This window comes from Sporomusa sp. KB1, assembly GCF_007830295.1.
In the GTDB taxonomy this organism is placed as follows: Bacteria; Bacillota; Negativicutes; order Sporomusales; family Sporomusaceae; genus Sporomusa.
In genome coordinates, this window is record NZ_VLKC01000002.1 from 2348868 (window position 1) to 2362569 (window position 13702).

Annotated in this window: 14 protein-coding genes and 5 tRNA genes; all 19 read left to right on the top strand. The window is 43.3% G+C overall.

Annotated features, from left to right (window positions below):
- Window positions 1-189: 189 nt before the first annotated feature.
- Entirely contained in the window at window positions 190-867 is a 678-nt protein-coding gene (gene cysE, locus SALPA_RS14520; RefSeq protein ID WP_145095383.1) for a serine O-acetyltransferase, read from the top strand.
- A complete protein-coding gene (gene cysS, locus SALPA_RS14525) occupies window positions 857-2299 on the top strand; it encodes a cysteine--tRNA ligase (RefSeq protein WP_145095386.1) in 1443 nt (480 codons plus the stop codon). The genes cysE and cysS overlap by 11 nt, the downstream gene beginning before the upstream one ends.
- Window positions 2296-2781, top strand: coding sequence for a Mini-ribonuclease 3 (locus tag SALPA_RS14530; protein ID WP_145095389.1), 486 nt, complete (start codon window positions 2296-2298; stop codon window positions 2779-2781). The genes cysS and SALPA_RS14530 overlap by 4 nt, the downstream gene beginning before the upstream one ends.
- Before the next feature lie 21 nt (window positions 2782-2802).
- Entirely contained in the window at window positions 2803-3483 is a 681-nt protein-coding gene (gene thyX, locus SALPA_RS14535; protein ID WP_145095392.1) for an FAD-dependent thymidylate synthase, read from the top strand.
- A 77-nt stretch (window positions 3484-3560) separates the two neighbouring features.
- Entirely contained in the window at window positions 3561-4616 is a 1056-nt protein-coding gene (locus tag SALPA_RS14540) for an HD-GYP domain-containing protein (RefSeq protein WP_186451076.1), read from the top strand.
- Between the two features lie 113 nt (window positions 4617-4729).
- Complete coding sequence (gene rlmB, locus SALPA_RS14545; RefSeq protein ID WP_145095398.1) at window positions 4730-5482, top strand: 23S rRNA (guanosine(2251)-2'-O)-methyltransferase RlmB; 753 nt, start codon at window positions 4730-4732, stop codon at window positions 5480-5482.
- On the top strand, window positions 5479-6828 hold the full coding sequence (locus SALPA_RS14550) for a VanW family protein (protein ID WP_145095401.1): 1350 nt from the start codon (window positions 5479-5481) through the stop codon (window positions 6826-6828). The genes rlmB and SALPA_RS14550 overlap by 4 nt, the downstream gene beginning before the upstream one ends.
- A 39-nt stretch (window positions 6829-6867) precedes the next feature.
- The gene (locus tag SALPA_RS14555; RefSeq protein WP_145095404.1) at window positions 6868-7386 is read left to right on the top strand and encodes an NYN domain-containing protein; all 519 of its coding nucleotides are present in this window, start codon (window positions 6868-6870) and stop codon (window positions 7384-7386) included.
- Between the two features lie 165 nt (window positions 7387-7551).
- Window positions 7552-8271, top strand: coding sequence for an RNA polymerase sporulation sigma factor SigH (gene sigH, locus SALPA_RS14560; protein WP_021168671.1), 720 nt, complete (start codon window positions 7552-7554; stop codon window positions 8269-8271).
- Window positions 8272-8367: 96 nt separating this feature from the next.
- Window positions 8368-9465 carry a 6-phosphofructokinase gene (locus tag SALPA_RS14565; protein WP_145095408.1) on the top strand — a complete coding sequence of 366 codons (1098 nt, stop codon included), beginning with the start codon at window positions 8368-8370 and terminating at the stop codon, window positions 9463-9465.
- 139 nt (window positions 9466-9604) lie between these two features.
- Window positions 9605-10309 carry a DUF421 domain-containing protein gene (locus SALPA_RS14570; RefSeq protein ID WP_186451077.1) on the top strand — a complete coding sequence of 235 codons (705 nt, stop codon included), beginning with the start codon at window positions 9605-9607 and terminating at the stop codon, window positions 10307-10309.
- Window positions 10310-10500: 191 nt separating this feature from the next.
- Complete coding sequence (locus SALPA_RS14575) at window positions 10501-11301, top strand: undecaprenyl-diphosphate phosphatase (protein WP_145095414.1); 801 nt, start codon at window positions 10501-10503, stop codon at window positions 11299-11301.
- Window positions 11302-11437: 136 nt separating this feature from the next.
- Window positions 11438-11513, top strand: a tRNA-Thr gene (locus SALPA_RS14580).
- 79 nt (window positions 11514-11592) lie between these two features.
- Window positions 11593-11677 (top strand) — tRNA-Tyr (locus SALPA_RS14585).
- A gap of 21 nt (window positions 11678-11698) precedes the next feature.
- A tRNA-Met gene (locus SALPA_RS14590) sits at window positions 11699-11774 on the top strand.
- Window positions 11775-11783: 9 nt separating this feature from the next.
- Window positions 11784-11859: transfer RNA gene (locus SALPA_RS14595), tRNA-Thr, on the top strand.
- A gap of 9 nt (window positions 11860-11868) precedes the next feature.
- A tRNA-Met gene (locus tag SALPA_RS14600) sits at window positions 11869-11945 on the top strand.
- 170 nt (window positions 11946-12115) lie between these two features.
- Entirely contained in the window at window positions 12116-13318 is a 1203-nt protein-coding gene (gene tuf, locus SALPA_RS14605) for an elongation factor Tu (RefSeq protein WP_145095417.1), read from the top strand.
- A gap of 218 nt (window positions 13319-13536) precedes the next feature.
- On the top strand, window positions 13537-13686 hold the full coding sequence (gene rpmG, locus SALPA_RS14610) for a 50S ribosomal protein L33 (RefSeq protein WP_021168676.1): 150 nt from the start codon (window positions 13537-13539) through the stop codon (window positions 13684-13686).
- The last annotated feature ends 16 nt before the right edge of the window (window positions 13687-13702 follow it).

A 13702-nucleotide genomic window follows, 5' to 3' on the forward strand; every position in this document is an offset into this window, starting at 1 on the left:
GGGAAAGGTTTCGCTGAAATGCATCTGGTAGCAGGTGAGCTGAAAGATAAGTAGGCCATCCCGGTCACTGCCGTTATCAGTATTAAGCAGGGGTATTATGCCCAAGCAGAGTGGAACCACGGGCCACCGTCTCTGTATAGAGACGGTGGCTTTATATTTTGTTCTAAATTAAGCTAGGGAGGGAATAATATGTTTACCCGGATTAAAAAGGACATTAGCGTAGTGTTTGACCGTGACCCGGCAGCAAAGAGTGTGCTTGAAGTATTGTTATGCTACCCGGGGCTGCATGCCATCTGGCTGTATCGTATTTCCAATTATTTGTTTAAACGCGGCTGGGTATTATTACCACGAATGATTTGCTATTTTAACCGCTTGTTAACTGGTGTGGATGTTCACCCGGGAGCCACAATTGGCGAGGGGCTGTTTATTGATCATGCAACCGGTGTGGTTATTGGCGAGACCTGTATTATCGGCAATAATGTTACCTTGTATCAAGGTGTAACATTAGGTGGTACTGGTAAGGAAAAAGGCAAGCGTCACCCAACTATTGGTAACAATGTTGTTGTAGCCAGCGGCGCTAAGGTATTAGGCTCATTCACTGTTGGTGACAATTCGAAAATTGGGGCCGGTTCGGTTGTATTGCGTGAGGTTCCGCCTAATTCTACCGTTGTTGGCATACCTGGCAGGATTGTCTGGCATGACGGCGTAAAAATAAAAGGCCGCCCCGATTTGGACGGGATTGATCTTGAGCATGATAATTTGCCTGATCCTGTAGTAGAAATGATGAACTGTATGCAACGCAATATAATGAGAATGGAAGCACGTATCGGACACTTGGAAAAGGAGTTAGAAAAGCATGAGTCTTAAAGTGTATAATACCCTGACAAAGCAAAAAGAAGAATTTGTACCAATAACGCCGGGAAAAGTTAAAATGTATGTTTGCGGTGTCACTCCCTATAATCACCCCCATATTGGTAATGCCCGGCCGTTTATTACCTGGGATGTCATCCGCCGGTATCTTGAGTACTCAGGCTATGAGGTCTATCATATTCAAAACTTTACAGATATTGATGACAAAATCATTAATACAGCTAATGGAGAAAAAGTTACTTGGGATGTAATCGCCAACAGGTATATTGCCTCTTATTTTGAGGTTATGGATAAGCTAAATATTCGTCATGCCCATGTATATCCTAAAGTTTCTCAACATATTCCCGAGATTGTGACCATGGTTAAAACCCTTATTGACAAGGGTTTTGCCTATGAGACGGGCGGTGATGTCTATTACAGTGTCGAAGCTTTTCAAGGCTATGGCAAATTGAGTGGACGAAACCTCGAAGATATGAAGGCTGGGGCAAGGGTTGATGTTGATGTACGAAAAAAACATCCCATGGACTTTGCTTTATGGAAAAGTGCTAAGCCGGGTGAACCGTCTTGGGATAGTCCTTGGGGACAGGGAAGACCAGGGTGGCATATTGAATGCTCAGTGATGTCATATAAATATCTGGGTGCCAGCTTCGACTTCCACGGGGGCGGTAGTGATTTGGTATTTCCACATCATGAAAATGAAATTGCCCAATCAGAAGCCTTCACGGGTATAGAACCTTTTGTACGATATTGGCTGCACAATGGATTTATAACAATTAATGAAGAGAAAATGAGCAAGTCACTAGGAAACTTCTTCTTAGTAATTGATATACTAGAGCACTTTCGTCCGGAAATTTTACGATTTTTTATTTTGTCAACCCATTACCGGAGTCCCTTGGATTTTAGTGATGAACGTATGCAAGAGGCTGCACGCAGCTTAGAAAGGCTAAAAACTGCTGAGGCAAACTTACGGCAGCTAAAAACCTTGCCGGCGGCAAATGGTGGTGAAGAATCAGCGGCGCTTTCGCAGGCGGCTGCTCAAGCTACGGCTGAATTCAAGGCTGCTATGGATGATGATTTTAATACAGCGCTAGCGATTGGCACCATGTTTGGTCTGGCAAAAGAGATTAATATCTACCACAGTAAAGTTGCTGGCGGTAAAGCAGGGGTGGACGCTGGTGCTCTACAGCAGGCTGACAGGGCCTACGTACAGATGGCGGAGGTGCTGGGTATATTAAACGACACTGGTGCTGGTACGCAGGATGCAAATGCCGAGTTGGTAAATGAATTAATGAATATCATTATTGAGATAAGACAAGAAGCCCGCAAGAAAAAGGATTGGACGACAGCTGACCAAATCCGGGATAAATTGGCCGCAACTGGTATTGTTCTTGAAGACTCACCGCAAGGAGTAAGGTGGAAAAGACAGTGAACTTTGACCACTATCAAAAGCTAGTAGATAACTTTTTTACCGTAGATGAAACCGGGGAACTTTCTCCGGCTAAATATAAGGACATTCCAATTGAACGACTGCCGGCTTTGGTGTTGGCCTATATTGGTGATGCATATTTTACCTTATATGTACGTACCCGTTTGCTCGGTTATGAACAAAACAAGGTACGAGTGCTTCATGATTTTGATGCTAAGATTGTCTCTGCTGTGATGCAGTCCAAAGCAGTTAAAGCTCTGGAAGCTGAGCTTTTGCCTGAAGAGACAGATATTGTGCGGAGGGGACGCAATGCTAAATCAAGTGTGCCCAAGAGCGCGTCTGTTGCTGAATACCGTGCAGCGACTGGTTTTGAAGCGCTCATTGGGTACCTGTACTTGCAAAAGCAGCAGGATAGATTGTCGGAAATTGTGGACAGGGCGTTTGCTGTTATTTCCCGGGAAATGACAAATAGTTCCCCCAAATAACAAAAAGGGAGAGTTGCCGTCATGAAAATAAAATTAATTAAATATACACCGGAACCGGAACGGGCGGTGGCTATGTCAGCACGTCTTTGCTATTCAGCTGCTGGTGCGGAAGAATTAGAGCAGAGTATGTCTGAGGCGCAAATAGATAAGCTAATTAAAAAACTAAGTAATATGGGACACTTATCGACCTTCGAGCATGTTAGCTTCACCTTTGCGATTGAAGGAATTTCCCGGGTGTTGACCCATCAACTTGTCCGTCACCGCATTGCCTCTTATTCCCAACAGTCCCAACGCTATGTTGCCGAACACGGTTTTGAGTATATTGTTCCACCAAGCATTGCTGTTAAGCCTGAAGCCAAAGCCAAATATGATACACTTATGAACCAAGTTCAACAAATCTATGATGAGCTGCTGGGAATGGGCGTACATCAGGAAGATGCCCGCTATGTACTAGCTAATGCTACCGAAACCAAAATTGTTGTAACCATGAATGCACGCTCTCTCTTGCATTTTTTCGAAAAACGTTGTTGCCAGCGAGCCCAGTGGGAGATTCGCAATTTGGCTGATGCCATGCTCCGAGAGGTGCAGGCAGTAGCACCGCGCTTATTTACTAAAGCAGGGCCTGCATGTGTGGCGCTTGGATATTGTCCTGAGGGCGAAATGTCCTGTGGACGTTTGGCAGGAGTTATCGCAAATAAGTAGAAAGTACAACATAAAGAGAAGTGCATACATACGAATTAGTTTAAACAATACGTTAAATGTGGTGGAGGGAATTTACTGTGCAGCGTGTACTTCAGGGAAATATTAGTGCTGGGATGACATTGGCTCAGCCAATATATGGAATTAATGGTCAGGTAATAATAAATAGCGGTGTAGAACTTAGTGCATTTCATATTTCCAAAATTGCACAGTTGGATGTTAAGTATATTTATGTGCAAGGAGAAGCACAATTAATTGATGAGAATGATACGGTAGCTCAAAATGCCAAAAGTGAATTTGTGTTAGCATCCCATTTGTCGCTTGATGAAATACGAGTAGGTAAATATGTTCAAATCGAACACATAAAAGGCCGGGTAATGACACTGTTGGATGAGTGTTGCATGCATAAGGAACTGCAGCCTTTATTTACTGTCATGCAGAATTGTAATGATTATCTGTTTAAACACGCTGTTTGTGGGTACTTCTTTGCCATGATGATTGGGATTGGCTGTGGTATAGAAGGCATGCGGCTACGAGATTTGGGATTGGGGGCTTTGCTGCGGGATGTGGGGATGATTACAATTTCTCGGGATATACTTAATAAGCCTGGTACCTTAACCCCGGAGGAGATGGCTATTGTAAAGCAGCATACAGAGAAAGGCCATGAAATACTTCATCGTAATTCAGAAATAAGTTTAGCTGCAGCCAATTGTGCGTTGCAGCACCATGAACGATTTGATGGCAGTGGTTATCCACGGGGGGCAAAAGGCGACAATATTCATGAGTTTGCGCAAATTACAGCACTGGCAGATGTATATTCTTCCATGACGGCGAATACTCCCTACCGCAAAGCGTTATCTGTCTATGATGCCCTGGCGATTATTGAGAAAGCCGGAGCCGCGTATTTTAACCCTAAACTTATTCGGGTTTTAGTTAGTAATGTGGCTATTTATCCGTTGGGGGCCATTGTCCGATTGAATAATCAAGTAGTAGGCATTGTTAATGATTATGCTGACGAATTAAGAACTAAACCCATTCTTAAGATAACTAAAAATGAGGCCGGTGAGCGTGTCAATCAAACAGTAACGATTGATATGGAAGCTAACCCTACTATTTATATTGCTGATGTTTCCTGAAAATCGCGGCATACACCCGCAAGACTCCTAAAAAAACGGCAGGATTATATTCTGCCGTTTTTTCATAATAATAACTATAAAAAATGAGGCATAAGCCGGAGGAGCGAATCATCATGTCTGAGGATGCAGAAATTATTGTAGGACGCAATAGTGTGCTTGAGGCGCTGAAAGCCGGGCGGTCACTAAATAAAATTTTTGTTGCTAAAGGTGAACGCCAGGGGTCGGTTCGCGAGATTATTAGTCAAGCCCGCGAGCAGGGAATCATTATACAAGAAGTGGATGTTGCTAAACTTGAGCAACTTTCAGCCGGAGTGCGTCACCAAGGAGTAGTCGCTATGGCGGCACCAGTAGCTTATGTTGAGGTTGATGATATTTTATCGATTGCCTATGGAAAAAATGAGCCGCCATTTTTAGTTCTTTTAGATGAACTTGCTGATCCACATAATGTTGGAGCTATATTACGGACTGCAGATGCCAGTGGTGTTCACGGTGTACTTATACCTAAACGGCGTAGTTGTCCACTAACCCAAACTGTGGCGAAAACATCCGCAGGAGCGGTTGAGCATGTACCTGTTGCCAGGATAGGTAATGTATCACAGAACCTAAAAGCCTTAAAAAAACAGGGCCTTTGGGTAGTGGGGGCCGATATGGATGGTACAAAAAATTATTATGAAGCCGATCTTACAGGGCCGGTAGTAATTGTTGTCGGCAGTGAGGGAGCGGGGATGGGGCGATTGACTAAAGAGGCTTGTGATTTTATTGTGAAGATTCCTATGCGCGGACAGATCGCGTCATTAAATGCCTCTGTCGCCTGTTCCTTGCTGCTGTATGAAGTTCTAAGACAAAGGGAGCTGAATGGAAAGTGAAACGTTGGGCCGGTATTATTCTGGCAGTGACGGTAAGTATTGCAGGGATAGCCGTTTTTGGGCTGGTCAGGCCATTGTTTTCGCAAACCGTTTATGCGGGGGTAGCTATTGCTAATGTCGAAGTTGGCGGAAAAACCCGGGAGGAAGTAGCGCAACTGCTCGTCACCTGGCAAAAGGATCAAAAAACCAGGCCCATTTTATTGTCTTATGAAGATACAACATTTCGTATCGAGCCTGAAAATCTTGATTATAGTATTGATGAAGAGGCAACAGCTGAGGCCGTATGGATGTTTGGACGCGAAGGCCCCGTATGGGACAGGTTGAAAAAAATTCGTAATGCTGAGGCTGAGGGCTGGTCTATCCCCCTAAGGATCAAGTATAATGAAAATAAATTAGATAGCATAGCAGAACAACTGCAAGAGACAGTTAACCGTCCGCCCTGTAACGCGACCTTAAGTCTGTGGACCGGAAGAGTTGTACCAGAGGAAGAGGGGCGTGAACTTAATGTAACTGAACTAAAAGAACTAATACTTCTTGCCCTTAATCGAGCCGATGCCAGTACAGCTGCTTTGCCAGTTACTCCGGTTTATCCCGAAATTACGGCCAGCGATCTTGCTGAAAACGGTATCCAAGAACTTGTGGCTATGTATACTACCCAATTTAATACGGAGGATGTTAACCGGACAGCCAATGTAAAATTGTCAGCACAGAAGATTGCCGGTAAACTACTGTATCCCGGCCAAATTTTTTCTTATAATGATACTGTTGGACCACGGGAGAAGTCACAGGGATTCAAAGAAGCGATGGAGATAATTAATGGTGAGTTTGTACCCGGAGTAGGCGGAGGTGTGTGTCAGGTTTCATCAACCTTATATAATGCGGTACTCTTGTCAGGACTTGCTATTGTTGAACGTACGAATCATTCTAAACCGCTTTCCTACGTACCGCTGGGACGGGATGCTACTGTTGTGTACAATATACTTGATTTTAAATTTGTTAACAACAGTCCTGCACCGGTTATGATTATGGCTGAAACTATAGGCAATAAGCTCAATGTAGGTATATTTGGTCAGCGGCTGCTTGAAAAAAGTATTGATATTATTACAACCCAGCAGCAAGTTATTCAGCCAGCGATTATAAAAGAATCTGACCCAGCACTCCTGCCTGGTGAAAATAAAGTAGAAAGGCAAGGGAAGCCTGGGTATGAAGTAACTGTTGTACGCATCACACGTAACAGCGCAGGTAAAGAATTACAACGTGAAATCGTATCGCATGACAAATACGCTCCAGATAATACACTAATACGGTTTGGGCCAGAGCCTAAAGCGGTACAATCAAAGCTGTAGCCGCTATCTGCAGGAGATAAGATTGGAGAATTTTTCTCAATGGAATTGTTAATTGTTGACGGCTATAATGTGATTAACGCTTGGCCTGAACTCATTGCTATTAGAGATAATCTAGAATATGCCCGTGACAAACTCGTGGATATAATCAGTGAATACGGCGCATATAAAAGATTTAGGACAATAATAGTATTTGATGCTCATTTGACAACAGAAAAAAGTGTCAGCCAAAGTAGAACTGGCGTGCTTACGGTGATTTATACGAAAGAAGGCGAAACAGCTGACAGCTATATTGAAAAAATGGTATACGACCTTGGCCGCCACAATAAGAGAATCTATGTTGTTACCTCCGACTGGGCCGAGCAAATGTTTATTTTAGGAGCAGGAGCTTATCGGATATCGGCGCGGGAACTAAAAAATGATATTGACGCTGTCAAAAAGGAAATCGCGGCCGGCCTGTCGCGAAAGATAGTAGCGCGAGACCGCCATGAAGTTGGCAGCCGTCTGGAAGCAGATATCTTAAAACGTCTTGATGCTATGCGACGTGATGGGCTTGACTAACTTAGTTCGAACAAGTATAATCTATATGACAGACACGCGGCGAGGCTGCGGCACTAAGATCTTTAGTGCATTTTTATTTTTCTATGGTATGCAAATGCTGTGCAGAGAAAAAGTGGGGTTGTGCTCACTTATAGGCAGTAAAAGAAAACTTATGGGGGCGATGCGATGCGAGTAAATACTCAACGCGATCTTTACGGTTGTTTTGATAACTTAACTGATGAAGAAATAGTATTCGACGCCAAAGATAATGACAACACGGTCGCTCTGGAGTATTTGATTAACAAATATCGCAATTTCGTGCGGGCTAAAGCCAGATCGTATTTTTTAATTGGCGCTGAGCGTGAAGATATCATTCAGGAAGGTATGATTGGCTTATATAAGGCCATTCGCGACTTTCGCAATGACAAGCTCTCTTCCTTTAGAGCATTTGCAGAATTGTGTGTAACACGACAGATTATTACTGCAATTAAGACGGCTACCCGGCAGAAACATATTCCATTGAACTCCTATGTTTCGCTAAATAAACCTATTTATGATGAAGATTCTGACCGCACGCTGTTGGATGTATTATCGGGTTCGAAAGTGACCGATCCGGAAGAATTGGTGATCAGCCGTGAGGAATTTATTGATATTGAAGAAAAAATGGGCGAAATTTTGAGCGATCTTGAATGGAAGGTGCTGATGGCTTATCTTGATGGCAAGTCCTACCAGGAGATTGCCGTTGAGCTAGAACGCCATGTTAAGTCGATTGACAACGCCTTGCAGCGAGTAAAGCGCAAACTCGAACGATATCTGGAAAACCGCGGTGATGACAGTGATATCCGTGGTGTATATAAAGGTCTTACCAGTCTTAATAAAGATTCTCAGACAGAGTTAGCTGAATAATGCTGACTCTGAGAAATAACGGCAACAAAAATGACACCAGGAGTAGGTGTCATTTTTGCATTATTCTGGGTGAAACTACTTTGATGAGGTGATTAGATGATCAATGCAAGCAAAGTAAAAAGTATTGCTGTACTCACAGGCGGTGGAGATGCGCCTGGACTTAACGCTGTTATTAGGGCTGTTGTCAGGACTGGGATTGGGCATGGGCTTAAGGTGTGGGGGATAAAAAATGGTTTTGGCGGTATGGTCGAAAACCAAGTTATTGAGATGACAGATGAATATGTTGCCGGTATCTTGCCGCGCGGAGGCACAATATTAGGGACAACCAATCGCGATAATCCGTTTAATTATCCTACGATGCAAGAGGGCAAAACCGTATATAAGGATATGTCCGGTCAGGCACTTAACAATTTGCGGCAACGGGACATTGAAGCACTTGTGGTGATTGGCGGTGACGGCAGTCTTAAGATTGGATCAGAATTTTATCAATTAGGGTTGCCAGTAGTGGCTGTACCGAAAACGATTGATAATGATATACCGGGAACCGAGCGGACTTTCGGATTTGATACCGCTGTCGGTGTGGCTGCCGATGCGCTTGATCGGCTTCATACCACGGCTGAATCCCATCATCGGGTCATGGTGCTGGAGGTTATGGGTCGATATGCTGGCTGGATTGCGCTGCATGCGGGGATAGCAGGTGGTGCTGACTGTATCTTGATTCCAGAGATACCCTATCAAATAGATGCGATTATCGCCAAGATTGAAGAACGTCAGCAGCGCGGCCGTCTGTTTAGCCTAATTGTTATTGCCGAAGGGGCCTATCCCCAAGGTGGGGAGATATCGGTATCACGTATTGTGGAAGGCAGCCATGAGAAGATTCGATTAGGTGGTGCAGGGGAAAAGCTGGCACGGCAACTAGAAAGTCTTACCGGTATTGAATCTCGTTGTACGGTGCTGGGGCATGTTCAGCGTGGTGGCACACCAACTGCCTTTGATCGGGTATTATCTACCCGTTATGGTGTGGCGGCTGCAGAGTGTTTGCTTGAGGGGGTTTTCGGCAACATGGTGGCTTTGCGGAAAAACGAGATTATTCGTGTGCCAATCGTAGATATTGCCGGCAAAGCAAATAATGTAACTGCCAATGACGAGTTATTAAAAGCTGGAAGGTCTATCGGTATTTGTTTTGGAGATTAAAAAAATAGTTATGTGGTTACACTAAGTCTAAATATTGCGTAGTTTTTCTATATGTTCTGCAGTAAAGAAGTTGCAGGCGCAGGCGTGTGGTGTGTTGCCAAACTTTAGCAGTTATATAGATATGCAGTGGAGGGCTGTAATGGAAACCTTGGGCATTACCCTATTTAGGGTAGTTGCAGGCATGGGCGTGTTGCTTATCATTATGCTGATCACTGGTCGCCGTCAGGTCAGTGAGTTTAGTTCGTTTGACTTCTTGACTTCAATCACCATTGGGGCAGTGGCCGGTGCATTAATTGTGGATCACCGGCTTGAACTTGTTAGTTCATTAATTGCCCTGCTGGCGCTTGGCGGCATGCAGCTTTTTTTCGGCTGGCTTAGCATCAAAGTTCGCCCAGTTAATCACAAACTGAATTTTAAGCCGCTTGTGCTGGTGGAAGATGGTCAGATTATCAAAAAAAACCTGCGTAAAGTGCGTATGCCGGTAGAGACCTTATTGCAACTTTTGCGGGAAAAGGATGCATTTGATATTACCATTGTAGAGCTTGCTATTTTGGAGCCGTATGGTAGATTAAGTGTACTTAAAAAAGCAGAACATCTGCCATTGACACCAAGTCAGGTTAACTTTAGCGTAACTCCGAACAGTGTTTTAGTACCGGTAATTTTGGAGGGGAAGTTACAAGAAAATGCTTTGGCGGAGATGGGGCTTTCTACGCAACAGATTGAAGAATTCCGCCGCCAGCACCAAGATACTATTCATAATGTGTTTATTGCTTTCATGGATCAAAATAAACGGTTGCATATAGTAAATGAGGATGCTCGGGGACAAAGTGTATTTTTGCACTGAAGTCCTCGACTTTTTAATTTATTTTTTAAAATTATGCAGGATATTGCGATGAATATGGTAAAATAGTAACATCGTCCTATTGGAGATGCTTTGAAAAAATAACGCTCTCACTTTTGTCCAAAGTGCAGAGGTTATCAAGTTAATAACATGCTCCTGATGGAAACGACAACAAAGACTAAGGAAGTGACTATGTGAGTGAAAATATCATTGCAGTAATAATTGGCATAGTAGAGGGTCTGACAGAATTTCTGCCTATTTCTTCAACCGGACATATGATTTTAGTTGGTTCGCTATTAGGATTTGAAGGGGAAAAGGCCAGTGTGTTTGAAGTATTTATTCAATTGGGCGCTATTTTATCTGTACTAATTTTATATCGAGACAAATTTTTAGCTATGATTAGGCCGCGAGCCATTAATATTTATGGCAATGGACTAACTGCTATGCACATCCTGGCTGGGATTGTGCCTGTCATGGGAATAGCCTTTTTCTTACATAAACCGATAAAGACCTACTTATTTTCTCCTTATACTGTAATTATTGGCTTGATAGTTGGTGCAATTTTTATGTTGATGGCTGAAAAAATAGCAAATCGTCCGGTTACTCATAGTGTTGATAGCATGACAATTAAACAGGCATTTTGGGTGGGGCTGTTTCAAGTATTATCCTTGTGGCCAGGGTTTTCACGTTCAGGATCAACTATTGCAGGTGGTTTATTCTTTGGTATGAGTCGTAAAGCAGCAGCTGAATTTTCTTTTATTATCGCTGTGCCGCTAATGCTTGTTGCCTGTGTTTATGATTTAATGAAGATCTGGGACAAACTAACTATGGCTGAATTTAACCTATTTATAATTGGCTTTATTGTTGCATTTATTACGGCGTATATATCCATTGTATGGTTTTTGCGTTTCCTCAATAACTCAACGCTGGCTTCATTTGCCTATTATCGGTTTGTTGTTGCTGGTATATCATATTACTACTTTTTCCTAAGGTAAAAGTAGTAAATACAGTTAGATAGCTTGAGATAAATGTAAATAAAAGTAATATAATTAAGGCGTAAAAGATGTTGACATAGTCTATAGACTATTATATAATAAGTTTTGTCACTGAGGCGAGTTCTCAAAAAATGATGCTGGCGTAGCTCAATTGGTAGAGCAGCTGACTTGTAATCAGCAGGTTGGGGGTTCAATTCCTCTCGCCAGCTCCATCTTTAAGCAGGTAGGGAATTAGAATGAGTTTTTTAGTTCTGAAGCCGTAGCAAAGAACATCCTCTAATAAATAATCTTGGAGGGATTCCCGAGTGGCTAAAGGGAGCAGACTGTAAATCTGCCGTCTTCGACTTCGGTGGTTCGAATCCACCTCCCTCCACCAAGAACCTTTTTCACCTTATATCGCGGGGTGGAGCAGTTGGTAGCTCGTCGGGCTCATAACCCGAAGGTCACAGGTTCAAGTCCTGTCCCCGCAACCAAGAATTTTTGCTGGTGTAGCTCAGTCGGTAGAGCGTATCCTTGGTAAGGATAAGGTCACCGGTTCAATCCCGGTCACTAGCTCCATTTTAATACGGCGGCGTAGCTCAGTTGGCTAGAGCATGCGGTTCATACCCGCAGTGTCCGGGGTTCAAATCCCTGCGCCGCCACCAGATAAAAAACTTTGCAATTAATTGCAAAGTTTTTTATTATTTATGAAAGTTTTATTTTAGTAACTTTTTGCAGCAGGATTTTTACATGGGAGATAGAATTTTTAATTTTGTAAAAAGCTGTATACTATAATGGTGAATTAAAGATATAGTAGGGGAGGCTATTAACTCAAATGGCTAAGAAAAAGTTTGAACGAAACAAACCACATGTTAACATTGGTACTATTGGTCACGTTGACCATGGCAAAACCTCGCTGACTGCTGCCATTACCATGACATTGGCAAAACACGGCGGCGCTGAGTTCATGGCTTATGACATGATTGACAAAGCACCAGAAGAAAGAGAACGCGGTATCACCATCAACACAGCTCACGTTGAGTATGAAACCGCAGCTCGCCATTATGCCCACGTGGACTGCCCAGGCCATGCTGACTATGTTAAAAACATGATCACCGGCGCAGCGCAGATGGATGGTGCTATCCTGGTTGTATCGGCAGCTGACGGCCCGATGCCGCAAACTCGCGAACACATTTTGCTGTCCCGCCAAGTTGGCGTACCTGCCATGGTTGTATTCTTAAACAAAGCCGACCTGGTTGATGACGCTGAACTGATGGAACTAGTAGAAATGGAAGTTCGTGAACTTCTCTCCAGCTACGAATTCCCAGGAGATGACATTCCAGTAGTATCAGGTTCTGCTGTAAAAGTACTTAACTGCGGTTGCGCGAGCCCTGAATGCGAATGGTGTGGCAAAATCCATGAACTGATGGCCAAAGTTGACGAATATATTCCGACACCGGAACGTGCTACTGACAAGCCCTTCCTGATGCCTGTGGAAGACGTATTCACTATCACTGGTCGTGGTACTGTAGCTACCGGTCGTGTAGAGCGTGGCGTAGTAAAAGTAGGCGATACCATAGAAATCGTTGGTATGAGCGAAAAACCGAAATCCACAGTAGTAACTGGTGTAGAAATGTTCCGGAAACTATTGGATTCGGCAGTAGCTGGTGACAACATTGGTGCACTTTTAAGAGGTGTTGAGCGTAAAGAAATCGAGCGTGGCCAAGTATTAGCCAAGCCTGGTACCATTAAACCGCATACCAAATTCAAATCCGAAGTATATGTATTGTCCAAAGAAGAAGGCGGCCGTCATACCCCGTTCTTTAACGGTTACCGTCCGCAATTCTACTTTAGAACAACCGACGTAACAGGTGTTGTTACATTGCCAGAAGGTGTAGAAATGGTAATGCCTGGCGATAACATCCAAATGAACATAGCGCTTATTACCCCAATTGCTATCGAAGAAGGTCTGCGCTTTGCTATCCGTGAAGGCGGCCGTACAGTAGGCGCTGGTGTTGTAACTGCTGTTGAAGAATAACTACTAGATTATCTTTTGCGAAAAAAGGTATAAATTGGTCATTGCCTGATATAATAATAGAGCGGGGGATAACCCTGCTTTATTTATTGACATACCCGAGCCTGTGGGCTATTGACACACTGATATAATTATGATAAATTGTATTAGTGACATTTAAAAAAAGTGTTATCAATAAATAGGCTTGATGCTATATTTACTGGTAAGAGAGGTGTAACAGGATGCGCAACGCGGTAACATTGGCCTGCACAGAATGCAAACAACGCAATTATCAGACCAATAAAAACAAAAAAAATGATCCGGATAGATTGGAATTCAACAAATACTGCAAGTTTTGCAAAAAACAGACGCTGCACAAAGAAACAAAGTAATTCTAAGATAGGGTAA